The sequence below is a fragment of the bacterium (Candidatus Blackallbacteria) CG13_big_fil_rev_8_21_14_2_50_49_14 genome (assembly GCA_002783405.1).
In the GTDB taxonomy this organism is placed as follows: Bacteria; Cyanobacteriota; Sericytochromatia; order UBA7694; family UBA7694.
Map to the genome: position 1 here is coordinate 50431 of PFGG01000047.1, position 24178 is coordinate 74608.

The following is a 24178-nucleotide window of genomic DNA, read 5'->3' on the forward strand; positions in this document are numbered from 1 at the left end:
TACACAAATCTGACCTGATCCGGCCGAAATAGTAGGAAATTCAAGCGACTGGAAAGGGGTTTAAAATATAAAAGCACGCCGAAGGAACTTAATAAGGATATAATAATATTTATAGTTTGGGTTAATCCAAGGGGAATGTGGTAAAAGATGGCTCGAATCCTGGTCGCAGATGATGATATCTTTATTCTTCAGTTTATAGATAAAATTCTGCACAGCTCTGAATACGAAACCATTTTGGTACAAAATGGTGAAGAGGCACTGCGCAAATACTATGAATGCGCCCCTGATCTGGTACTCTTAGACGTGATGATGCCCAAAAAAAATGGACTGGATGTCTGCCGCGAAATTCGTGAGCAGAATGCCTTGATCCCCATTCTGCTGCTCACGGCCAAGCAACAGATCGAAAATAAAGTAGCGGGCCTTGAAAGCGGCGCGGATGACTATATCACCAAACCCTTTGACCGCCATGAACTGCTCGCGCGAATTCAGAGTGCTTTGCGCCGTCAACAGGCGATTGAAGGCAAACAGGAAAGTCCATCCCCCGAAAAAGTTTCGATTGATCTTTTGGATCTCTACCTGAATACCTGGCAGGCCGAATACAACCATACCCCGATCAAACTCTCGCGTACCGAATTCAAACTTTTACGCGTCTTCTGTGAAAACCCAGATACGGTGATTGAACGACAGTATCTGCTCAACCATGTCTGGGATTACGAAGAAAACAGTTCTACCCGTACCGTGGATAATTTTATTATGCGGGTACGCAAAAAACTACAAACCCTTGTTCAGGCCCAAGGCGAAAGTTTTCCCAATCTGGAAACCCTCTATGGCATTGGCTATCGCCTGAACTCATCTCAAGGTGCCGGGTGGCACGCAGAACCCTAAGCCCAGCGAAACCAGCATTGATACAGCAAGGAATACCCCGATGAAAAAACTTGATTGCTCTCCCCTTGAAAACACGGCGGAGGCCCTTGAAACCGCGATTTGCCACCATGTGCGCTATCAACTTGCCAGCCGCATGAAAAATCTCTCGCGGGGAGATCTTTACCAGGCCCTGTCTCTGGCCGTACGCGATCGTCTGGTGGAACGCATGCTGGACACCGAAGACCGCAACCAGGAAAAACAAGCCAAACGGCTCTATTATCTTTCAATGGAATTTTTGATGGGCCAGTTTCTTGAGAACAATCTCTACAATCTGGATATTCTCGAACCCACCCGTGCAGCTTTGAGCAATCTGGGCGTAGATCTGCGCGAAATTTGCGATTATGAGCCCGATGCGGCCCTGGGCAACGGGGGCTTGGGGCGTCTGGCCGCTTGTTTTCTCGATTCTTTGGCCAGTCTCAATCTGCCAGGCTATGGCTACGGCATCAATTATGAGTTTGGGCTATTTAAACAGGAAATTCACAACCACTGCCAGGAAGAAAGACCCGATCACTGGATGGAAGAAGGCACCCCCTGGGAAATCGAGCGCCGCAGTGAAGCCTGTATTATTCCGGTTTATGGCCGGGTAGAACACGCTGCCGATCGCAATGGCGATTATAACCCCATGTGGGTCAACTGGCGCGTCTTGATTGGCGTTCCCCACGATATTCCGATTGTGGGCTATGGCGGCCAGACGGTTAATTTCCTGCGTCTCTTCAGCGCCCGCTCTTCGCATGAATTTGATATGAAAATCTTCAACCAGGGCGATTATATCCGGGCCGTGGAACAAAAAATCTCAAGCGAAACCATCACCAAGGTACTCTACCCCTCTGACTCCATTGAAGCGGGCAAAGAGCTGCGTCTGCTGCAGGAATATTTCCTGGTGGCCTGTGCGCTGCGGGATATTGTCAACAACCACCTGCGTCAGCACAGCAGCCTGATTCACCTGCATGAAAAAGCCGCGATTCAGCTCAATGATACCCATCCTGCCCTGGCCGTAGCCGAACTGATGCGTTTGCTGGTCGATGAACAGCAAATTCCCTGGGACAAAGCCTGGGAAATCACCACCCGCACCCTGGCCTATACCAACCACACGCTCATGCCCGAAGCCCTTGAAAAATGGCCGGTTTCGCTGATGGCCAAAGTTTTGCCCCGCCATTTGCAATTGATTCAGGAAATCGAACGCCGCTTTTTAACCCAAATTCATTTACAGTGGCCCGAAAACCCACTCAAATGGCAAAAGGTTTCGCTCTTTGAAGGCGAAGGCGATTACCGCCAGGTGCGCATGGCCCATCTCGCCATTCTGGGTTCTCATTCTGTCAACGGGGTCTCGGCCCTGCATACCGAGCTGATCAAATCCCAGCTGGTGCCTGAGTTTTATGAGCTTTGGCCTGAAAAATTCAATAATAAAACCAATGGCGTCACCCCCCGTCGCTGGCTGCTCAAGGCCAACCCCCTGCTCTCCACCCTGATTACTGAAAAAATCGGCAAGGGCTGGATTCAAAATCTGGATCAACTGCGCCAGCTTGAACCCTATGCGGCTGACAACGGTTTTCAGGAAGAATTCATGCGGATTAAACGCGCCAATAAAAGCCGTTTGGCCCGCGTGATTGAAGATACCACACATTATCTGGTGGATCCTGATTCCCTCTTTGATATTCAAATCAAACGCATGCACGAATACAAGCGCCAGCTGCTCTGCCTGATGCATGTCATTCACGAATACCTGACCATTACCGAAGAAGGCAAAGACCTGACCGTACCCCGCACGTATATTTTCGCGGGCAAAGCCGCTCCTGGCTATTGGGCCGCCAAACAGATCATCCGCCTGATCAACCAGGTAGCCGAAGTGGTCAATACAGATAAACGCGTGGGCGATCAGCTCAAACTGGTTTTTATTCCCGATTACCGCGTTTCACTGGCTGAAAAAATTATTCCCGCCGCCGATTTAAGTGAGCAAATCTCCACCGCTGGCAAAGAGGCCTCGGGCACGGGCAATATGAAATTTGCGCTCAACGGGGCCCTCACGATTGGCACCCTGGACGGTGCCAATATTGAAATTGGCGAAGAAGTGGGCGAAGACAATATCTTTATCTTTGGCCTGAAAGCCGAAGAAATTCAGGCCCTACGTGATCAAAACAGCTATGACCCCTGGAGCTGGTACCAAAAGCCCGAGGTTCAGCGCGTGGTGGACACCTTTAATTCCACCCGTTTCTGTGCTGAAGAACCCGGTCTGTTTGAGTGGCTGTTTGAATCCCTGGTTACCCAGGACACCTATTTCCATCTTGCCGATTTCCCCTCGTATATCGCCGCCCAGGAAAAGGTGGGTCAAAACTACCTTCAGCGCAGTGACTGGGCCCAAAAGGCCATTCTGAACGTGGCTCGGGTGGGCAAATTTTCAAGTGACCGCACGATTTCAGAATACGCCAAAGAGGTTTGGAACATTCAGCCCACCGTCTGAAGCTTTTCCAGTGCAGCTTTCAAACCCCTGTGCCAACAAAGGTATTTTTTGATGTCTCTATTTTTCAGAAAATTTCTCGTTTACCCACTGGGTTTGCTTTTGCTGCTGCCAGCACTGGCGCAGCCGCCAAGGGCTCAAGCCAGCTCCCAACCCCAGGAAACCCTTGTTCCGCTTCAGCAACCGGTACTGAGCTTAAGACTTCCTGCCGGTTGGCGTTTGCAAACAGAAGCCAGCCCGTGGTGGGGAAGCCAAACAGAAATGGCCCGCTTTGCCCCGCCAGAAACATCCCAAGGTCTGCCCGAATTGATCATCAGTCAGGAAAACATGATCGGGGCCCCCCTCGCGCTCCTGCCAGAGCACCTGCCCTCAGCCTATGCCCAGATTTATCCCGACTGGAAGCTTTACACCACAAGCCCACAGCCCTTCGGGCGCCAAGATCAGTACCTGATTGCCGGATATTTGCGCAAAGGAGAAATGGAGTTGGGAATGGTACAGGTCTTTCTTTTTTATACAAGTGAACAGGCCTATCTTTTGACCTTTCTCTGCCAGGCCCCTGATCTGCCAAGCCATTATGATCACTTTGCCGAAATCGCAGCCCAGACCCACCCGATTAAAACACCTGATTGAGCAGGGGTAAGGCCCATTGAAGCTGTTCAGAAAAAACCCTCAGCTACCCAGAAAAAGAAATGCCCTGAGCCGTAGCTGGGTCAGAAGGGAGAGGCTGGACGCCAAAAAATGAAAAAGCGTGCCTGGCAGGAGTCGAACCTGCGACACCCGGCTCCGGAGACCGGTGCTCTATCCACTGAGCTACAAGCACGTTTGACAGGAAAACCTGTACGTTTCCCATTCTAGCACAGCCTCGCCCTGCTGTGTCCACAAGCAAAATGCCTTTTCGGCCGCTTATTTTGCCTTGAGAATTTTACTCAATTCAGCCTTGAGCTGCTCCAGATTCCAAGTGGGCGACAAGGGCTCCCGGGGGTCAGACATAATCTGATGGGCCTTGAGATCAAAGCCTGCGGCCTTGACTTCATCAATATATTGAACCAGGCGTTTGGTTTCCCCCCAAATACGCTCTTTACAGGGCTTGGCACAATTTTTCCAGGAGCGGGCGAAATCATCGCGCAGACTTTTCTGAGCCCCTTCCAGATAATGGATCTTGACCACGGCATTGTGCCAGACCAATCCCTCTAACTGGGGTTTGGCCACCTGATCCCGAAAGACCTTCAAAACCGGATCACTTTCCATTTCCGGGCGTTTCAGCGTATCGGCCACAAATTTGAGGTTTTTCTCCAGCTTATCTGAAACCCCACTGCTGCTGCGCATGCTGTTAAATTTATCCTCAATCGAGCTGATAAATTTCAGCTGGGCCTCACCCACCTGCTGACCATCGTATTCCCAGCGCTTCCATTCCCCGACATAAAGCCCAAGACGGGCCACGCGCGGGCGCAAATCCCGGATCTTTTGAGACACTTCCGCATATTGGGGATGGGCCTTCATTTCAGGCCAGGGTGGAGTAAAGGTCCAGCGCCGCAGATCATCATAGCTGGGAGGATTGCCTACGCGTTCCAGCACCTTACGCGGTTGGGCTGCCACCGCCGTGAGATAGTCATCCCATTTCTGAAGCTTATCGCGGGTCTCTTGAATATTGCGATCCATGCTCGCCATTTTGCGGGTGTCTTGAGGAGAATTCGCAGGCAATTTGATCGGCAGTTGAAACTGTGCCAAAGCAGGTGCGGCCAGACTGCCCGTCATCAAACAAGTAAATAAAGCAAATTGAAACCCTTTTTTCATTTCCTGTCCCTTACTTCTTTTGTTGTTTTTGAGTTGAGCCTCTCTGCATCGGCATCCTTTTTACGATGCTCAGATTCAGACTTCTCGTTCATTATAGGAGGGAAAAGATTTTAAACACAGGGCCCAAACCACAACAAAAATGTGAGCCCGCTCTCTAGATTCTGAATGCAATACCCTTGCCCCCGAGATCTGAAACAGGTAAAATGATTTTCACTTGGTTATCTGGGCGGTTAGCTCAATGGTAGAGCATCTCGTTTACACCGAGGAGGTTAGAGGTTCGAGTCCTCTATCGCCCACTTCTCTCTTATTTTTGATCTTTTTTTTCCATTTTCTGATTAATTCACTCCCCTCTTTAAAACCCACTTATTCTGCCATTTTCAGCTCTTTTTTGCTTGCACAAAAACACTTTCCAGGCTAAATTTGCCACCGTTTACCTGAATTCAGTCATTTTTAGGGACTTGATCTTTATAAAATTAATGTTAAAATAACATTAAGATCAGATTTAAAACTAGGTTAACTCATATGCAAATTCAAAGTGTTTCTTCACCCGTTTTGGGCCGGGTACTTCCTACCAGCACAGCTCCCCAAGCTCCCATTGCGCAGCCAGCACAAACGCTGCCCATCAAAGACAGCCTGCAAATCAGCCCCCTGCGTGGTGCAATTCCCGCCAGCATGTCTCTTTTTGCAGCCAGCAGCCCCATCGATCGGGCTTTACAAAAATTAAACAGCCACCCCAGCGAAGCCAATTTTAAAGACACCCAAGCCGCTTTCCGTGTCACCCTTCGCAGCCTTTCCGTTTCAGAACTGGAAGCGCTGGTCGCCCAACTCGAAGACCAAATCAACCAGACCCGCGATTACCGTTCACAGGTATTTCTGGATCGCGCCTTGGTAGATACCCGCATGGAAATCTATACCAAAGGCGGAAAACCCAATTTTCCTGAGCCCACCATGCCCCCTCTTCCCGGCAATGAACCCCAGAGTATTGTGCAAAACTCGCTCAAACAACTGGATTGCCATCCTTCTGAAGCCAATTTCCGTACCAGCCAAGCAGGTTTCCGGGTCGCTATCCGTGATTTGAGCCTGGATCAGCTCAAAGCGACAGAAGCCTTGGTGGCCCAGGCCATGGATGGCAGCAGCTCCTACCGCACCCAAAAACTGCTGAGCGGTCTGATGCTCGATGTCAAACTTGAAATTGCCCGCAAAGGAGGCCAACCCGGTTTTCCTGAACCCACCATGCCCCCTGTTCCTGGCAATGAACCCCAGAGCATTGTGGCCAATACCCTCAAACAATTGAACAGCAGTCCCACAGAAGCCAATTACCGCACAGCTGAAGCGGGTTTCCGGGTCGCTCTTCGCAGTCTCAACGCCACTCAGTTGAAAGACACCGAGAAACTGGTACAGGCCGCCATTCAAAACAATAGCGATTACCGTGCGCAAAAATTGCTCGACGCCCTGCTGCTGGATCTCAAACTTGAAGCCAAACAGCGTTAAATAGCCATTGATCTAAAAATGCCGAATCACTTAAGATTCGGCATTTTTTATTCGCAAGGGCTCACAAACTTTACTCAGCCCCAGAAAAAGCCAAGCAAAAAAACACTAAAATTCTTCGTTCCTCAAATCAAGGTATAATGATACACCCTTGAAAGGATCGTAATCTGCCGTGGATGCTGAACTTCCTGAAACCCCTCTCGCCCCGCCACCTGAAAATCGCAAACAGGAAAAGCTGATGATGCTTTCCCTGCTTTTATTTTGCCTGCTAACCGCAGTGGGCAACTGGGTCTTTGGCATGCGCAAACCCAGCCATTCACAATCCCAAGCTGAAAGTGGCAGTAAACTGGCCGAACAACTGCTTTCAGAGAAAGTGGATATTGGTATTCTGACCGTAGAAGGCGCCATTATGCACCAAAGTGAAGGTGGCTTCGGAGGCGGCAAGGGAGCGTCTGGCGAAAAGCTGGTCGCAGCCATTCAACAGGCCGAAAAAGATGGAGTCAAAGGTCTCTTGGTCAAAATCAACAGCCCAGGCGGAACGGCTGCTGCTTCACAGGCCATTTACCAGCGTTTGCAGGATATCAAACGCAAAAGCAAAGTAAAAATCGTGGCCACCATGGGCGATGTCGCCGCTTCCGGCGGGTATTATATCGCCTGCGCCGCCGATCAGATCGTGGCCAACCCTGCCACCTTAACAGGCAGTATCGGGGTCATTGCCCAATTCACCAAGCTTCAAGGTCTCTACGATAAGCTCGGTCTGGCCACCACCGTGATCAAAAGCGGTAAACACAAAGATATTGGCTCCCCTTTCCGCCCCACCACCCCTGAAGAGACCAAAATTCTACAGGCCATGATCGACGATACCTATCAAGATTTTGTACATGCCGTGGCAGAAGGTCGTCATTTACCCGAAGGCCGCGTGCGAGAACTGGCCGATGGCCGGATTTACACAGGCAACCAGGCCCTTAAAAACAAATTGGTAGATCGCCTGGGTGATTATAATTTCGCACTTGAGCAATTGCAGAAAATGACCCAAACCGGCAAAAATGCCCGTCTAAAAGACTATAGCAAACCCTCATTTAACGAGTTTTTGCAAATGTTCAGTACCCGTTTACAGCACACCCCGCTGGACACTTTGGAACAAGCCAGTATGGTTCATTTGCAGCATTTAAATAAAATCCCACTCATGCTTTATTATTAAGCGCTTGAAGTCGAATTTTATTTGTGTTAACCTTAATTTAATCACTATTGGCTGAGGACATCTATGCGTCGCAATTCCGCTTCTCTGATTGGTCTTACGGTTCTTGCCCTGAGCGCCTGTGCGCTCCAACCGGGTCTTATTCCCCAAAGTTTGAATCCGGCACAAGTTCAAAGCCAAAGCAAAGTACGAAGCCGTGTCGCGCGCCCTGAAGTTCAGGATTTCCCCTCTCCCAACCACAATGAGCGCCCTGCCGGTGCCCGGATTTCTGCGATTGTTCTGCATCATACTGCCATGGCTGGCAATGCCCAGGCTGTGGCACGATTTTTCGCCAATCCAAAAGCAGGCGTCAGCTCACATTATGTTATTGACCGCGATGGCAGCATTGTTCAACCCGTAGCCGATAACCTGCGTTCCTGGCATGCTGGCAAAAGTGAATTCAATGGTGTCGGCAATGTCAACGATTTTTCGATTGGGATTGAAATCTGCAATCTTGGCGATTCTCTGGAGCCCTATTCAGACGCCCAATACGATGGCATTATCCGATTGGTGGCCTGGCTGGTCAGCACCTATCAAGTTCCCCTGGAAAGCATTACCCGTCACCGCGATATCGCAATTCCCGCCGGGCGTAAAATTGATACTTCCAATAATTTCTCAGTGGCCCGTGTTGTACAGGGCGTTCAGGCCCTGCTCAATGGCAGCTATACCTCACCAGTGGCTCCTCCCCCCGCAACACCGCCCAACCTGCCTGAATTCCGCACGGTTGTCGTTCAGCAGGGGCAAACCACCCTACAGGATCTGGCAGATATCCATCTCGACAATGCCAACCGTTGGGTCGAAATTCAAGCGCTAAATCCTGGTTTGAGCACCTTAAAACCCGGCTTAAAAGTCAAAATTCCAACCACCACAGAAATGTTTGATCGTCTGAGCCGTTGATAACAAGCCCCTTCCACGAAGAAGGGTTTGAAATTATCTGGATCCCTCTTCAATCAATAAAATTCGCTTTGTCGTATCCCTCACGACTCATTCACTTTCAAAACAGACTTCACCCTTTTCACCAATTCCCGTAAATCAAAGGGTTTTTCAATATAGTCACAGGCCCCTGTTAATTTGGCATCTTCCCGGTCCATTTCTGAGGTATGCCCCGTTAAAAAGACCAGCGGAACCTCTGGCTGACGGTCATACAAAGCATGCGCCAGATGCACGCCATCCACATCTGGCAGCCCAATATCACAGAGAACCAAATCAGGGGGATTCTGTTCAAACGCCCGCAAACCCGCCAAGGCCGTTTCTTCCCAAATCACTTCAAAAGCGAGGGAACGAAATCCCAGTTTCACCAACGCGTAGATATCGGGATCATCATCGATCAATAGGATTCGCATCTTGTATTCCTAAGCCTCTCCAGCCACAGATTGCCAAAACTTTTCCAAGAGCAGCGCCTCAAATTCCCGCACGGCTGCAGTATTTTCATAGACCCGATTCAAACCGGCCAAGATCGCATCACGGGCAGCAGCCCGAAACCCAGGTTCATGTGCAAAACGCAGCGCTTTGGCGATATAATCCTGGGGTGTCTCAACAATACAGCCCGTATAACCCAATTGCTGATAAATAGCGGCACTTAGACGATGATAAATCATTTTCCCTGTCATTGTCACCAGGGGGGTCCCCGTCACGAGGGTATCGAGGGTCGAATTCCCTCCGCACAGGGGCCAGGAATCGAGATTCACATCGCAGAGCGCAACCAATTCTAAAAAGTTTTGCTCATTCTGTCGCGGTAAAAAGACAATCCGCTCATATACCTGGGGCACGCTTTGCTGCAAGCGCTGGCGCAAAAGCGTCACCCAGCGGGGGTGAACCCCTTCAAGCAGAATTAAATGTGCGTCTGCATCCTGACTGAGAATTTCGCCCAGAATCGCGTCAAAAGCAGGATGCAATTTAAACAAACTCTGAGGGCAAATATACAGAGCGCCCTCAGCAGGCAGCCCAAAATCTGCACGGGTCTTGCTCAAGCCCGCAAAGGAAGGACGTTTGTAATAGGGCAATAGGTTTTGCATTTCTATCAATTGCCCGCGATACAGAGGGCGCGAAAATGCGGTTTCCAATGAAACGCTTGAAAAATAACCGTCCAAATTGTCCATGCCCGGAGTATAGCCGTGCCCCCAGGTAAAAACCTGCAAAGGAGCCAAACGGGCCATGGCCAGAAAATAAGAAAGGCTTTCCATGCCAATATCCGGATAAAAGAGAATATCCAGTTTTTCCTGGGCCAATTCTTCACGTGCGGCATAGAGAGAGGGAGTCAGAACCTTGGCAAGATCGGCCCCTTCCATGATTTCATGTCCCATCGTATCATCGGGTGCAATCAAAGGATAGACACAGACCTCAAAATGCTCACGATCCAATTGCTCTATCAGCCCCTGCATCAGTTTTCCAATCGAATGCCCACGCAAATGCTTGGAAACAAAACCGATTTTAAGCCGCCCCTCAGGGGGCTGATACGCCTGACAATGCGGCGCTGTAAAATGCAAGGCAGGACAAGCCTTTTGAAAAAATTGCGCAAGTTGAATGCCCGGTTCAATATCTGGCTCTCCCTGATAATGCAGATAAAAAGGCAGTTCCCCAACCTCTGCATCAGGGTCGGCCAAGTGCAAATCAGCGTGCAGCAGGGTTTGCAAATTTTGAAGGTAGCGTGCCCGCCACTGCTGAAGTTCGGCTTCAGACTGGTAAATGGCGGGAAGAAGCAGAGCCTGACGAACCTTTAAGCCTGCCCGTGGCCGCAAGCGCAGGGCCTCGGCATAGGCCTGCTCTACCTGCTCAAGATCATGGCGCTCACGCGAAATCACGCCCAGGTTTTCCCAGGCGTCGACAAAATCAGGGGCCAAATCAAGTGCCTGTTTGACATAGGCCAAGGCCTCATCATAGCGACGCTGGGCCATGCGGATCCCCGCTAAATTGTTGATCACCTGGTAAAAATCAGGGGCCAATGCCTGGGCTTTTAAAAAATGAGCTTCGGCTTTGTCCATCCGATTGCAGCGGTACCAAGCCTGTCCCAAACCATTATGCGCCAGTGCATTTTCAGGTTTGAGGGCCAAAACACGTTCATAACAGGCAATGGCGTTGGCATAATCTGCCCGACCCAGAAAAATTTCAGCAAGCCAAAAGACAGCATCCACTTGAGTGGGTTCCAATTCTATGGTTTTGCGGTAAAAGGCTTCAGCAGCCTCAAGATCGCCCTGCTGATGTTCTAAATGCGCGAGATAAAACCAGGCCTGCCACAGCTGCGGAGCCTGACGACAAACCTGTTGATAAGACATCCGAGCCGCTTGCCAATGTTGAAGTTTCTCCTGCATCTGCCCATAAGCCAGGCGAATTTCAGGGCGTGCGGGCCAACGCTTCAAGGCCTCAGCATAATAACCCAGCGCCTTTTCCCAAGCCTGCTGGTTGCGGTAAATATTGCCCAGATTGTGCCAGGCCTCAGGCAATTCTGGGTTGAGTGCCAGGGCCGCTTCATAGGCCGCTGCAGCTTGCGCATGCCGCCCCAACTGGGCACAGAGATTGGCAAGATTGTTGTGGATATGTGCCGCCTTGGGCGCACATGCCAAAGCCTTTTCAAGGCAGTTCAGACCGGCTTCAGCTTGGCCTGACTGGGCCAGGGCAATTCCGCGCAACTGCCAAGCGTCAGCATTTTGAGGATAGTCTTTGATCAATTGCGCTGCGACTTCGGCGAGTTCTGGCCAACGCCCCGCCTGCTGCAATTGCATGCAGGCCTGCAACTGCGAAATCTCGTGGGAAGTATACATTGAATTTTTACCTGCTCCATTATAGCAACGGCTTAAATAAAAGGCATGTTTCAAAATAAGAGACAAGCATTCCAGCCCCATGTTAAAATAAGCGCAGACAAAAGGAGCTGATTTCATGATAGAAATGCGCGTTTCTGGGATTGTTCTCGATCCCCAATCCCGTAACCCGATTGTTGTTTTGCGGGATACTCCCGAACGGCGAGCCTTGATGATCTGGATCGGCCCCCCTGAAGCCAACTCGATCATGCTGGCGCTTGAAAATGTCACGCTGGCCCGCCCCGCGACCCATGATTTGTTCGTGAACACCCTTGAAATGATAGGGGCAACAGTCAATAGTGTGGTCGTTAATCGCATGGAAGACAATACCTTTTTTGCAGTGCTCAAAGTCACCACCAAAGAGGGTAAAAGTCTGGAAATCGACTCCCGGCCCAGTGATGCAATCGCAATTGGATTGCGTACAGAAAGTCCGATTTTTGTCTCTGAAGAGGTCATGCTTTCCAGCGGCATTCCCATCAATGCCGCCCAGGAAGAAAAAGATGCCAAGGATTTTAAAGATTTTATTCAAAATCTCAAACCCAGTGATTTTATCAAACAATCACAAGAACGTGATGGTGAAATTAACTGAGCCCCACAAACGGCTTTAAATCGTTTGAGTTCATAACCCAAGAAAGGGGAACCTTACGTGGAAGTTCCCGGCCTCAATCCACTCCAGAATCGCGGTCCGATTCAGGGCCCCAGTTCACCTGTCACGCCACAGCCGGGAGTTCCCGATCTGATCCTCAATGCGCCTGGGGGGCGTACGGCTCCAGCAGCCCCCCAGGCACCCGCTCAAGCTCCCTATCAAGCCCCCGCCCAAGCCATTGTTCAACACAGTACGCAAAATATTATGAACGCGCTGATGGAAATGGGCGTAAACCCTTCCAATCAAAATATGAGCATCGCTCAAAATCTTGCCAATTATGGCCACCCTGTCAGCAATCAGACCCTGCAGATCGTACAGCAGGCCTTGTCAGGTCTGCCCGACCGCAGCGCAACAACGATTGAAGCCGCCGTGATTCTCTTGACCCAGGAACTGCCCGTCAACAGCCAAACCGTCATGGCTCTGAAACAGTTGATGAACGGCCAACCTTTGCCCCAGCAATTGCAAAATTTGCCTCAGAATCTGGCTCCAGTTCTGCAACAGATGCAAAATCTGCCGCCGATTCCAGCCCCCATTCCAGCGCTGACCAACGCGCCCCAAAACCTGGCCCTGCCACCGGGTCAGACAACTGCAAATGCCGAAGGCTTACCCACCCAGACAGCCACCACCGGGCAGGCCAATGCCACAGTACAAGCCAATGCCCCTGCGCAGACAAGCACGGCTGCTCAGCAAGGCGTACAGACAGCAACAGGCCTGGCCCAGGCCAGTGTGCCCAATGCTTCCTCCCCAGCAGGTAGTCCTGCCGCGCTTGCACAAACGGGCCTGCCTCAAAGCGGCCAAACACCGACCCTCACCAACAGTCAAGTTGCGGCGTCCCAGGCTCCCAGCAGCCAAGCCATCACCCAAATAGCCGTTCAAAGCAGCGCAGTACAACAGGTCGCCGGGCAAGCCCAAGCGATTGAAAATCGCGGCGATGGCGTGAGCAAAACCACGCAGCAAAGCACGGCTCAAAAAATTCAGGCGATTGAAAATGGCGAAAACCGGCAGCAGGCTCTGGAAGCGGTTAGTTCTGTCGAAGGCGGCAAAAGCTCAAGCCAAAGTCTGAATATTAACCAGCATTTGCCTCAAGCCTATGCCAAACAGGAGCAGTCGGCCCTTGAACAACTCTACCTGCACCTGACCGGCGGCGATCCGAGCACACTTGAAAAACTAAACGCTGGTGCGGCCAAACAGGTCATGAGCACCGATGAAGGACTCTTTCAGATGCTGCGCCTGCTCGGCGATATTCTTCAGCTTTCTTCTCACCTCTCCGAGAATATGCAACTCAAGGATTACCAGCAATTGTTTATTCAACATCAACAATTGCAACAACTTACTGGCCTGCTTGAGCAAAAAGTACACAGTTTTCAACGGCTTTTCCACAGCCTGTTTCCGGAGCTGGCCAAAGAAATTCAGCAGCATCTTCACACCGACGGTCTGGATATTTTCAGCAAACTGGCCCAGTTAATTGAAAACAACCAGGCCGAACTCAAAGCCCAACTCAAACATCTGGGCGGTGATGCCGAAAAACAGCAATTGTTGAATACCCTGCGCGACCTGCTGGAACAGGTTGGGTTTCAAATCGACAAGGTTCAGGCCAATCTTGTGGCCCGTGAAATGCTCAGCCAAAACCAGCCGATTCAGTGCATTCCCCTGATGGTACACGCCAACCAGGAAAGCTACCCCGCTGAGCTGTATATCCGCCAGGATTATGATCCCAAAGACCCGCAACAGGGTCCAGATGGCAATTTGCCCCTGCATATCACCCTGACGCTTGAAACCAAAAATATGGGCCGCATCAGCGTAGACATGAGCAGCCTGAAATCTGATCTCAGTCTCAATCTTAAGGTCTTGACCCGTCGGGTCAAAATCGCGGTGGACGAACGCCTCGATGAACTTCAAAAACGCATCGAAAAACAGGGCAACTACAGCTTAAGCCATCTCAATTGCGTGGTAGAACCCGATCTTGAAACACGCCAATCGATGCTCTTGCCCCCCAAACGCAGCGTGCGCAGCCTGCGCCGCGTAGAAGGCGTGGTCTGATGTATCTCAAACTGCGGCAGGACGCCCATATCCTGCAGGAAATTCAAGTCCCCATGATTTATGGGGTGGGTTTAAACTATTTAGAACACGCCCAGGAAATGAAAAGTGCACGGCCCGCTGAACCCGTGATCTTTCTCAAACCCCCGGCCTCTATTCTGCCCGATGGCGGGGTGATTACCCCACCGGCCTGTTCGCAGGAAATTCATTACGAAACCGAACTGGTGGTGGCCCTGGCAGAAAACTGTCGCCATCTTTCTCCTCAAGACGCTCAAGGTGTGATTTTAGGCTATGGCATTGGTTTGGACATGACCCTGCGGGATCTGCAAGCCAAAGCCAAAGCCCAGGGCAAACCTTGGGCCATAGCCAAAGGGTTTGCAACTTCAGCTCCGCTCTCGGAATTGGTTCCAGCCCACCAGGTTCAAGATCCCCAAGCCTTACGCTTTGAACTGCGGGTCAATGGCGAACTGCGCCAGCAAGGGCATGCCGCCCAGATGCTGTTTTCAATTCCTGAACTGATCAGTTATCTTTCCGGTATTTTTGAACTGCAAAGGGGCGATCTGATTTATACGGGCACCCCTGCCGGGGTTGGCCCTGTCCAGGATGGTGATCTGCTCAGCGCAGAATTACTCGGTCATTGCAAACTTCAGGTCAGCGTTTCATTGCAAAACAGCTAATTTCCCTTGTCACTGAACAGGTACTGCAATGCAAATCTGTGAGGGTTCAAGAATTCACAGAATCCCGCAAACCCGCCTTGTCGAGCTTTTGATCGAGCAGATGAATAATCGATTCTTTGCGCTCCAAATCCTCGTGCAGACGGGCAATTTCACGCTCTTTGCCCTCGACATGGCGCTTGAGCTTTTCATAGAGATCGCCTCCCTGCTGGAGTTTTTCCTTCAGGGTTTGAATGGCCTGCTGCTTGCGCTGCTGCTGAGAGCCCATCACCTGCAGGGATTGTTTCAATTGTTCAATCTGCAGCTCATAATCCTGGATATCGATGCCTTCTAATTTTTCAGCCAGGGTGTCTTTTTCAAACAGAAGCAGGGCTTTTTCTTCATTCAACGCCTCGATGCGGGTTTCCAGATCCAGCAAACGGGTTTTGAGTTGATCCCGCTCCTGAATCAACTCTTCCAAGGCCAGGGTGTCTTCGCTGTGGGTGCGGCTGAGACGGTCCAAATCCATCAGTTTATCGGAAAGGGTATCCCCCACCAATTCAAGCTCTAGCCTGAGCTTTTTCAGCTCTTTTTCACGTTCTTCAAGGCGGCGTTCCGATTCCTGCAAATGCGTGGCCCGGGTTTCGAGCTCCTTGCGCAGGCGGTTGATTTCTGAATGCTTGTCGCCCAATTCCACCTGAAGTTGGGCATTTTCCTGCTCGACCACGTCTTTGTCGGCGATCAGATGCTCCAAGAGATTGCGGGCCTCAATCAAATCATCGGGCATATTCAAACCCAATTCCAATTGGCGTTTATAGGCCACAGAGAGTTCACGCAGTTTGACCCGGCTCTGGCTCAAACGGTTGCGGGTTTCATCCAATTGCTGTTCGCGCTCGCCCAAAACCCCCAGCAGTTTCTGTTTTTCTTTGTGCCAAAGGTCTTCTCTGCGCATCAGATCCAGTTCAGATTTGCGCAATTTTTCGATCTCTTGATAGGCCTCGTAAAGCTGGCGGTTAATATCTTCAAGCTCCAGCAAACGGGCATGGTTTTGCTCCAATTGCCGTGTTTTTTCGCGCTCACTGAGTTGGGCTTGGGCCAGTTCATCTTCTAAGCGGGTATTCTGCTTCTGTAAACGGGCCTGGGCCAGCTCCTGTTCGCGCAGATTCTGGCGCAAAGCCTGCTGTTCTTTCTGCCATTGCTCCTGCTTTTCATGCCAATGCTTTTCAAGCTGTTCATGCAGCTGATGAGACTCGCCCTGGCGCTTGAGCTGCTGCCGCGCCTGTTCAAGTTCCTTTTCAAGGGTTTTGAGCGCTTCTGGAGCGGCACTTGCCACAGGGTGTTCACGCACCTGGTGCAAATTTAAACGGGCCTGCTCCAAGAGCTGTTCAGTGGTTTCAAGCTGTTTCTGCAAGCCGTTGATTTTCGCTTGCAGGCGGTGCTTCTCGTCTTCCCAGGCTTCTTGATCCGGGTCTGTTTCTGCAAGGGCCTGGCGGGTCAGAATCCGAATTTCACCCACAGGCTCTTCGCTTTGCGTGCCCTTCAAATAATCCCAAAAGGAAAGGCAAAGCCCCAGCAACAAACTGAAAATCAGGGGAAACCAAAGCACAGGGTTCCAAAAACCACTTTGCTGATAATAAATCCGGGCCAGCCCATCGGGGGTTTGCAATTGGGAATTAAGTGTCTGATCCTGCAAGGCTTTGCGGGCCTGTTCCCGCCGGGCCTGGGCCGAGACTGCCGGCAGATTGGAACCCATGATTTCGCCATCGGCATCGGTCACGACGGTTTGAAAAGGCAAACCCGCCAGCATCTTATCGAGTTGGGCACGGTTTTCATTGACCACCGCGCGTGAAATTTCAGAGACCAAGGGCCGCAGTCGATACAGGGGTTGGGCTGAGGAATCTTGAAAATTCCAGACATACCAACCGGTAAATCCAGCAAAGAGTAAAAAGGCCGAGCCCAAAAATGTGGCTAAAGCACGCAATAGAACAGACATAAAGGGGCCTGCTTCAAGGTTTATTCCCTATTATAACAAAGCAGACCCCTTCAGTCCGTCAGCATGACAGCGTGTCGTGCTTAAAAGCCCACCACGTAATCCCGGCTTTTGGCCTGTTGATGACAGCCAATACAAAGCTGTTCTTTGCCCTTCTGGCGCACGGCCCCCTCGGGCGAAAGCACGGCATAGAACCAGTCGCCGTTGGCAACATCATAGCCTGCCTTGAGCTTTTTCATGATATAGATCCGATCAATCGCACCCTCGGCACTCAAATGCCCCTCTTTCACCGCCACAGCCCCTTCTGCATACGGAAAAGACTTGGCATTGAAGGTCTTTTCTGCCGAAGCATCCAGATGCGTGCGCACATAAATGCCCCCATGCTGCGGGCTCACACGCAAATCCTGGTTCAAAGCGGTATAGCCTGTATAGGCCTTTGCAATCGCCATCAGATCGGCATCTGCAGGCTCAAGCACCGGACTGCTGCTCCCTCCCGTGGGAGTTTGAGAAGCACCAGGCGCAGAACAAGCCCCCAAAAGTGCAAACAGCAAAAGACTGCTCAAAATTAATTTCATCCTAGATCCATCCTTTCTTGCAGGTTTCAAAAGATTATTTCACAATTCCGATATTCTGTACCTTGTCTGAGACCAGATTAAAATGTAATTCAAGATAATCTGGTACCTTGGCAATCGCTCCTCCAGGCCCCACCTCAGGCGGAGTCAGACCCAAAGCCGTAAAACGGGTGCGAATACTGCCATACACTTCGACACTGGCCCCTGCCTTGCGGATTTTAACCTGGGCGCTGAGAGGAAAACTTTTGCCTCCCACGGCCAAAGAACCTTTGACCGAACCTTTGCCCTGGGCCAACATGCTTTGCCATTGCGCCAAAGAGAGCGCGTAGGTTTTAAAGACAAGATTGGGTTGAACAGAAGCCTTGAGAATCTTGAGGACTTCCTTGTCCCGATCTGCTTCCTGACTGTTAAAAGATGCAACAGGAATCGAAACCACGGCCTGAAATTTTCCGCCAGCAGCCTGCTTGGCGGTAACGGTCACCTGACAACTGGTACCCACCACCTCATGCTGAGAAACCAAGGCCAAGGTTTTGGTCGTTCTCCAGGCCACACAATGAGAGCCTGGGTTGAGCACCTGACGGGGTGCCAAATCGGCAGCCAGCACAGACATACTCAAAGGTAAAAGCAGGCATAAGGCCATCAAACTTTGCTTAATCACACGGATCCTCCAAAAAAAACAAGATGTTTCTATTGTAAGCACATCCTCTTAAGAATAAGAAATTTAAAGCTTGAAAAATGTCGGCCAGACGACAATTCGGCTCGCCCCAAGGATTCAGGGCTGCTCAGCAATGACTAGCGCTCGGGTTCCTGATGGGCATGCGCACAAGAGCTGCCAGGGCGGTAGACCAGCACCCGCACCAGATCCTCTTCCTGAATTTCATGCAAGGCTTTGGGCAAATGAAAATGCAAAGCGGGCAGATCCCTGCGTTCAAAGTTCAAGAGAGTTTCTATCCTGCCCGTTTGGGGATCGACAAATTCAGAAAACTGGATCACAGTCTGCGCATCCAGGGGCAGAAGCTGCCGCAGAAGCTGTTCGAGTTGGGTTTTCAAAGTCTCAGACACAGGGAAGACTCAAACGCGCACAGGCCCCCTGAGGCACCTGATCACGAAGCTCCAACTGCCCACCTTGGGCCTGGGCCAAAAGATAGACCATATACAAACCCAAACCCGTGCCTTCACTGCGCGTGGTCACAAAGGGTTCGCCCAGATGTTTGCGTACAATCTCAGGCCAACCGGGCCCCTGATCGCAGATTTCAAGCACAATCTCGCGCAGGTTTTGTTTCAAACACACCCTGACAGGCTTGTCTAAACCCGCTGCCTGAACCGCATTATCCAGCAGGTTTTCAAGCGCCTGGCGCAAAGCCAGCTCAGGCAAAGGCAATTTAAAATCCGGGGCCAGCTCCAGCTCTAAATTCAGGGGCAAGCGAGGATAGCGGCGCGCCCAATTTTCAATCAGCTGACGAATCACAGGGGTTAAAGCCAAGGGTTCCTGCTGACTCAGGCTTTCCACACTGGGCAGACTGGCCAAGGTACGCAATTTACTTTCACAACGCGCCTGGGCCTGCAGAGCAACCACGAGGTCAGGGGGCATGGCCTCTTCTTCATACTGACGGGCCAAACGGCTCAAACGCAAACGCAGGGTATTGATCGGCGTCGCAAATTCATGCGCAACCCCGGCTCCCAAAGCCCCCAAAAGCTGCAGGCGCTGGAGACGTTCCTGTTGCTGCTGCAAAGCCTGCCATTGCTGGCGGTAATGTTCCAGACGCAAGGAGACCCAGCGCACAAACCCCCAGACCATCAACAACACAAAGCTCTGAATGGCGGTTGCCAAAAAAACAGAAAGGCGCAGGTAGCCGGCATTGCCAAAAAGATAGATCACCGGATGCAACAGATAGACAGAAACCAGCACAATTCCCAAAAAAAGCAGACTGCTCAAACCCGGTAAAAGAACGGCTGCCAGGGCAATATGCAAAAAAACCAAAGGAAAAAAAGGATTGTGTACCCCACTGACCAAACTGATCGGCATCAAAAAAAGCACCCAGTCGAGCAACATCCAAAACAAGAGGCGGGCGGGCGCATTCTGCACAGCTTGAACTGGCTGAACCAGGCCACGTGCGGCCCATAAATTGGCCAAAAACAAAGCCAAGGGAAACACAGCGAGAACCGGCACCTGCTCGGGCAAGACCAGATTGAGACCCGCCGCCAGCGCAATTGCCCCGGCTTGAACCAACACCGTAATCCAACGCAAAATTACAAGCCAGGCCAGTTTGAGCCGGGTTTCATCCTCCCGGCCCACCGCAGGCCAAAAGCCCTGGCCCCAAAAGCGTAAAAAACCAGAATTCTGCATCTGCTTGCTGAAATCCACCTTCTTTGCTGTACTATACTAGCAAATTGACCACGTCACTGATGCCCCGTTGGAGAAGAAGATGGAAGAAATGGCTCCCAGCCTGCTGCTGGTCGAAGATGATCAGGATTTTCGTGAAACCCTGCAAGCCGAGTTTGAAGACAAAGGCTATCGGGTCAAAACCTGCGCGAGCGAAAACGAAGTGGCACATATTCTGAAACAGGAAAACTTCCGCTTTGCAATCGTCGATTTGCGTTTACAGGGGGAATGGGGGCTGGATATTGTCAAGCGTTTGAAAGACAGCCAGGCAACCTGCCGCACGGTCGTGTTAACAGGCTATGGCAGTATTTCCACAGCTGTAGAGGCCATTAAACGCGGGGCGGTAAATTATCTGACCAAACCTGTTTCTTTGGAAAGACTCGAGAAAGCACTCTGGGTAGATTTACCCCCTGAAAACGAAAGCCCCGATGAACCGATCGAAAGCCTGGAACGCCATGAGCGCGAATATCTTGAATACGTGCTCAACCAATGCGGTGGAAATATATCAAAAGCAGCGCGGTGGCTGAATATTCACCGCCAAAGCCTGCAGCGTAAACTGCGCCAGACAGGTTTAAAATAAACGAACTGCAACAAACTGCTGCACCCCCAAACGCTGGCACAGAGCAGAACAAAGGCTTATGCTGATACAAATCACTCACAGGAGTTTTTTTTCGGCATGAAACCCACCAAAATGATCCCTTTTCTCTTGGGCGCCAGTGTCTTGGGCGCATGCAATACGCCCCCCAGTGCAAGTTCCCAACCCTCTACCAGCCCAGCCGCCACCCAGGAAATCCGCATTCAATTCAAAGGAGAAGTCAATGGCCAGGCCTTTAACTGCAACTCAAGCTATTCGGGTCTGGGCAGCACAGGTTCAACCATCAAGCCACTTGACTTTCGCTTCTATCTCAGCGATCTGCATCTGATCAACAGCCAAGGCCAGGAAGTGCCGCTGCAATTGGATCAGGATGGCAAATGGCAGCTCAAGAATCTGGCTCTGCTCGATTTTGAAAACAAAACCGGCAGCTGTGACGGTACCCCTGAAACAAACTTCGAAATCAAAGGCAAAGTGCCTCCTGGCACTTACAAGGGACTGAAATTTGATCTGGGCGTGCCCTTTGAAATGAATCACCAGGATGTCAATACCGCTCCCTCCCCCCTGAATCAGACCTCTCTGTTCTGGGTTTGGCGCGCCGGTTATAAATTTGCACGTCTGGATATCAGCAGCACAGGCCAACCCACAGGCTGGTTTTTACATCTGGGCAGCACCGAGTGCCCTGAAAGTTTAGATCCCACCAGCATGCCCATGTCCAGTGCCAGCCCGATGATGCATGCCATGAAAATCATGCATACTCCCGCAGGCAGTGCTGAAAGCCAGCCCCCAACTGAACAATGCAAAAACCCCAACCGCCCCAGCATCAGCTTGCCGGATTTTGATCCTGCCCAAGACACGGTGGTTGCCGATTTGGGCAAACTCTTGGCCCAGAGCAATCTCGACCAAAATCAACCCGAAAGCGCTGCTGGTTGTATGTCAGCTCCCGATGACAGCGATTGCACACAGGTCTTTAAAAACCTGGGCTTGCCCTTTGGAACGCAAGCTGCTGGCCCCCAGCAATTCTTTGGGTTGAAATAAGATGCTCAGCGCGAAAAGAACAGGTGGACTGCTGCTTTTAGGGGCCTTGTGCGCCTGTTCTTCTTCCCTTTCTGGGGCCGGAACAGCCGAGCTGAAGGCGCTGCAGACAAGCGATTGGCATTGGAATCTGCCTCAGGGCTATCCTGAGCCCGCAGTGCCGGACGATAACCCCATGAGCCAGGCCAAGGTTGAATTGGGCCGCCATTTGTTCTACGATACACGCCTTTCCAGCAATGGCAAAATGTCCTGTGCCTCCTGCCATGATCAGAAACGGGCCTTTTCAGATGGCAAAACCTTACCCCAGGGAGTGCGGGGAGAAACCGTTCCGCGCAACAGCATGGCGCTCTCAAATGTGGCCTATGCCGCAGTTCTGACCTGGGCCAACCCCCACCTCACCCGCCTGGAAACCCAAATGCTGGTTCCCCTCTTTGGTGAAACCCCCGCTGAACTGGGTCTGGTGGGGCAAGAAAATGAGCTACTCAAAAAATTAGAAGCCGTGCCGCAGTACCAAACGCTTTTCAAACAGGCCTACCTAGACGAAAGCCAGCCTTTCAGGCTGCTCAATCTGACCCGCGCAATCGCCAGTTTTGAGCGCAGTCTGGTCTCCAGTCACAGCGCCTATGATCGCAAAGTCTATGGCAAAGAAACCCTGGCCATGAGTGAATCCGCCCTGCGAGGAAAAACCCTATTTTTCAGTGAACGCCTTGAATGTTTTCACTGCCATGGGGGTTTTAATTTTTCAGATGCCACCCGCCACAAAAATTCAAGTTTTACTGAAGTCAACTTCAAAAATACAGGCCTTTACAATCTCGGCGGTACAGGTGCCTACCCCATTCCCAACCGGGGTCTCTATGAGTTAAACTTTCAGCCCCAGAATATGGGACGGTTTAAAGCCCCCAGCCTGCGCAATATCGCAGTCAGTGCCCCCTATATGCACGATGGCAGTATCGCTACACTCAGTGAAGTGATCGACCACTACGCAGCAGGCGGGCGTACAATTTCTTCTGGGCCCCTGGCGGGTGAGGGATCTAAAAATCCCTATAAAAGCGGCTTTGTCAAAGGATTTAAACTCAATGCCCAAGAAAAAGCCGATCTGCTGGCCTTTCTCGAAAGTCTGACCGATCCTGAATTTTTAAGCAACCCCAAATTCAGCAATCCCTGGCCTGCCAGCCCCTGATTTGGGGGCCCCACCCCAGTCCTTCAAGCGAACCAAAAAACACCCAGAATACTGACTATCACTTGATTTCTTAATTATTGAATGAATATACATTTATATGATCATTAAATGTATCATTGATCACAAACATACAGCTGATCAATGCCCTCCTCACAAACCGGCTCCCCCCTTCCTGCGGAAAATTCGAAGCGTTCTTTACCCCTTGGGCATATAATAAAACGTATGTGGATACACGTGCGCTCTCACCCCTTATTTCGGAAAGGCCCCCTGGATACGCATGCCTAATCGAGACTTTGAATATTCGCCCCTTGCCCGCCTGTTTGCTGCTTTTACAGCAAGCTGTTTTTGTGGGCTGGCAGCCCTGGGAGCAATAGCCTTCTTCTTTGAACAAAGCCAACTGGGGCTCTGGTTGGCCCTGCCTTTTTTAGGCATCGGCCTGTATTGTTTCTGGGCCCTTTCACAGGCTCCACAATCGGTTCGCATCGCAGGAGACACCCTGCACGTCAAAAGTGCATTTAAAGTGCAAACCCAAGCAATTGAAAACCTGTTTCGGCTGAAACAAACCCTGCGCTGGATTGTACTGGAAGGCATTGAAGGGGATATTCGCCTGCATAAATTCTATGCCCAGGACGATGCCCGCCTGTTTTATTTTTTGCAGGCCCAGATTCCTCATCTCGCCCCCCCATCGCAGCAACAAGGCCTATTTCCTTTTTACTATCCAGGCAAAATTAAATCCGCGATCTTTACGGGTTTGGTTGGGCTGCTCTTGGGAGTCTTTGGGGGAGGAAGTTTGGTTTACGCCCTTTCTGCGCTGAGCAGCCCCTCACAAAAATGGATAAGTGGGATTTTCGGGCTGATGAGCCTGCTCTTTGGTGTTTTGTTTGTCTATTTAACCCTGTATGAATTCGTTTATCTGACTGTTTTTACCGCAGAGGGCATGACCCAGAAAAGTCTGCTGCGCACCCGCCAGGAAATCCTGTCGGGCTTGCAGGGCATTCGTTCAGATTTTGAAATCCGCCAGGTCAAGGGCCTGGATCGCCGGGTCTATTATCTGGAGTTTGTTTTTTCAGATCAGCGTATCTTCAAATGGGTGCCCGATGAATTCTCTTTTCCGATCGACTATATCGACGCCGAGGCCCAAGGCCAAATCAAGCAGTTGAAAACACAGTTGGAACAGCTTTATCTGACTTCAGAAATCAGGTGATTTTGAAGTGCTTCTGGCTTAATCGGGTAAAATTCAAAATTGACTACGATGCCCATCTCAGTTCTTAGCTAATAACTTAGAGTTTAACTCTCACCCAGGATTTAAGACGGTCAGTAGTTCAGAATGAAAGTTCTTCGCACCTTGAATCACGAGATTCGGGGTGCGATTTAAGTTTTTTGACACAGGAAAGGTCT

21 protein-coding genes and 2 tRNA genes are annotated in these 24178 nt (G+C 50.9%); 14 read left to right on the forward strand and 9 right to left on the reverse strand.

The features are described 5' to 3' along the window. Positions 1–147: 147 nt before the first annotated feature. The 3 genes from COW20_11475 to COW20_11485 are packed head-to-tail and all read left to right on the forward strand — an operon-like array spanning position 148 to position 4009. A complete protein-coding gene (locus tag COW20_11475; protein PIW47790.1) occupies positions 148–885 on the forward strand; it encodes a DNA-binding response regulator in 738 nt (245 codons plus the stop codon). 40 nt (positions 886–925) lie between these two features. Further along, the gene (locus tag COW20_11480) at positions 926–3382 is read left to right on the forward strand and encodes a glycogen phosphorylase (GenBank protein PIW47791.1); all 2457 of its coding nucleotides are present in this window, start codon (positions 926–928) and stop codon (positions 3380–3382) included. Between the two features lie 51 nt (positions 3383–3433). Further along, entirely contained in the window at positions 3434–4009 is a 576-nt protein-coding gene (locus tag COW20_11485) for a hypothetical protein (GenBank protein PIW47792.1), read from the forward strand. 117 nt (positions 4010–4126) lie between these two features. On the opposite strand, the gene COW20_11490 is transcribed toward COW20_11485, so the two are convergent. Continuing rightward, positions 4127–4199 (reverse strand) — tRNA-Arg (locus COW20_11490). An 83-nt stretch (positions 4200–4282) separates the two neighbouring features. Further along, positions 4283–5173 carry a hypothetical protein gene (locus COW20_11495; GenBank protein ID PIW47793.1) on the reverse strand — a complete coding sequence of 297 codons (891 nt, stop codon included), beginning with the start codon at positions 5171–5173 and terminating at the stop codon, positions 4283–4285. Positions 5174–5397: 224 nt separating this feature from the next. On the opposite strand from COW20_11495, the gene COW20_11500 reads away from it, so the two are divergent. The 4 genes from COW20_11500 to COW20_11515 all read left to right on the forward strand — a co-directional run bounded on the left by COW20_11500 (position 5398) and on the right by COW20_11515 (position 8795). After that, positions 5398–5469: transfer RNA gene (locus COW20_11500), tRNA-Val, on the forward strand. A 226-nt stretch (positions 5470–5695) separates the two neighbouring features. Further along, on the forward strand, positions 5696–6664 hold the full coding sequence (locus COW20_11505; protein PIW47794.1) for a hypothetical protein: 969 nt from the start codon (positions 5696–5698) through the stop codon (positions 6662–6664). A 295-nt stretch (positions 6665–6959) separates the two neighbouring features. After that, positions 6960–7862, forward strand: a complete 903-nt coding sequence (gene sppA, locus COW20_11510) for a signal peptide peptidase SppA (protein ID PIW47813.1) — start codon at positions 6960–6962, stop codon at positions 7860–7862. A 63-nt stretch (positions 7863–7925) separates the two neighbouring features. Further along, the gene (locus COW20_11515; GenBank protein PIW47795.1) at positions 7926–8795 is read left to right on the forward strand and encodes a hypothetical protein; all 870 of its coding nucleotides are present in this window, start codon (positions 7926–7928) and stop codon (positions 8793–8795) included. An 80-nt stretch (positions 8796–8875) separates the two neighbouring features. On the opposite strand, the gene COW20_11520 is transcribed toward COW20_11515, so the two are convergent. Beyond that, entirely contained in the window at positions 8876–9241 is a 366-nt protein-coding gene (locus tag COW20_11520; GenBank protein PIW47796.1) for a hypothetical protein, read from the reverse strand. Between the two features lie 9 nt (positions 9242–9250). After that, complete coding sequence (locus COW20_11525; GenBank protein PIW47797.1) at positions 9251–11773, reverse strand: hypothetical protein; 2523 nt, start codon at positions 11771–11773, stop codon at positions 9251–9253. Here COW20_11525 and COW20_11530 point away from each other — a divergent pair. Genes COW20_11530 through COW20_11540 form a run of 3 tightly spaced genes read left to right on the forward strand, consistent with a single transcriptional unit; the run spans position 11772 to position 15052 of the window. Beyond that, complete coding sequence (locus COW20_11530) at positions 11772–12281, forward strand: hypothetical protein (protein ID PIW47798.1); 510 nt, start codon at positions 11772–11774, stop codon at positions 12279–12281. The genes COW20_11525 and COW20_11530 overlap by 2 nt on opposite strands. Positions 12282–12338: 57 nt before the next feature. Then, complete coding sequence (locus COW20_11535) at positions 12339–14378, forward strand: hypothetical protein (protein PIW47799.1); 2040 nt, start codon at positions 12339–12341, stop codon at positions 14376–14378. A 53-nt stretch (positions 14379–14431) separates the two neighbouring features. Continuing rightward, positions 14432–15052 (forward strand): hypothetical protein, encoded by a 621-nt coding sequence (locus tag COW20_11540; GenBank protein ID PIW47814.1) that lies wholly within the window; start codon positions 14432–14434, stop codon positions 15050–15052. A gap of 46 nt (positions 15053–15098) precedes the next feature. On the opposite strand, the gene COW20_11545 is transcribed toward COW20_11540, so the two are convergent. The 5 genes from COW20_11545 to COW20_11565 form a co-directional block, all read right to left on the reverse strand. Then, a complete protein-coding gene (locus COW20_11545; GenBank protein ID PIW47800.1) occupies positions 15099–17021 on the reverse strand; it encodes a hypothetical protein in 1923 nt (640 codons plus the stop codon). 80 nt (positions 17022–17101) lie between these two features. Beyond that, complete coding sequence (locus COW20_11550; protein ID PIW47801.1) at positions 17102–17593, reverse strand: hypothetical protein; 492 nt, start codon at positions 17591–17593, stop codon at positions 17102–17104. Positions 17594–17627: 34 nt separating this feature from the next. Then, complete coding sequence (locus COW20_11555; protein PIW47802.1) at positions 17628–18230, reverse strand: hypothetical protein; 603 nt, start codon at positions 18228–18230, stop codon at positions 17628–17630. Between the two features lie 152 nt (positions 18231–18382). Continuing rightward, the gene (locus tag COW20_11560) at positions 18383–18652 is read right to left on the reverse strand and encodes a hypothetical protein (protein PIW47803.1); all 270 of its coding nucleotides are present in this window, start codon (positions 18650–18652) and stop codon (positions 18383–18385) included. Continuing rightward, positions 18645–19937, reverse strand: a complete 1293-nt coding sequence (locus COW20_11565) for a hypothetical protein (GenBank protein PIW47804.1) — start codon at positions 19935–19937, stop codon at positions 18645–18647. The genes COW20_11560 and COW20_11565 overlap by 8 nt, the downstream gene beginning before the upstream one ends. A gap of 79 nt (positions 19938–20016) precedes the next feature. On the opposite strand from COW20_11565, the gene COW20_11570 reads away from it, so the two are divergent. The 4 genes from COW20_11570 (at position 20017) to COW20_11585 (ending at position 23984) form a co-directional block, all read left to right on the forward strand. Further along, entirely contained in the window at positions 20017–20553 is a 537-nt protein-coding gene (locus COW20_11570) for a two-component system response regulator (GenBank protein ID PIW47805.1), read from the forward strand. A 96-nt stretch (positions 20554–20649) separates the two neighbouring features. Then, the gene (locus COW20_11575) at positions 20650–21603 is read left to right on the forward strand and encodes a metallo-mystery pair system four-Cys motif protein (protein ID PIW47806.1); all 954 of its coding nucleotides are present in this window, start codon (positions 20650–20652) and stop codon (positions 21601–21603) included. 1 nt (position 21604) lies between these two features. Then, positions 21605–22780: a di-heme enzyme gene (locus tag COW20_11580; protein ID PIW47807.1), complete on the forward strand. Its 1176-nt coding sequence runs from the start codon at positions 21605–21607 to the stop codon at positions 22778–22780. A gap of 277 nt (positions 22781–23057) precedes the next feature. After that, positions 23058–23984, forward strand: a complete 927-nt coding sequence (locus tag COW20_11585; GenBank protein PIW47808.1) for a hypothetical protein — start codon at positions 23058–23060, stop codon at positions 23982–23984. Positions 23985–24178 lie beyond the last annotated feature (194 nt).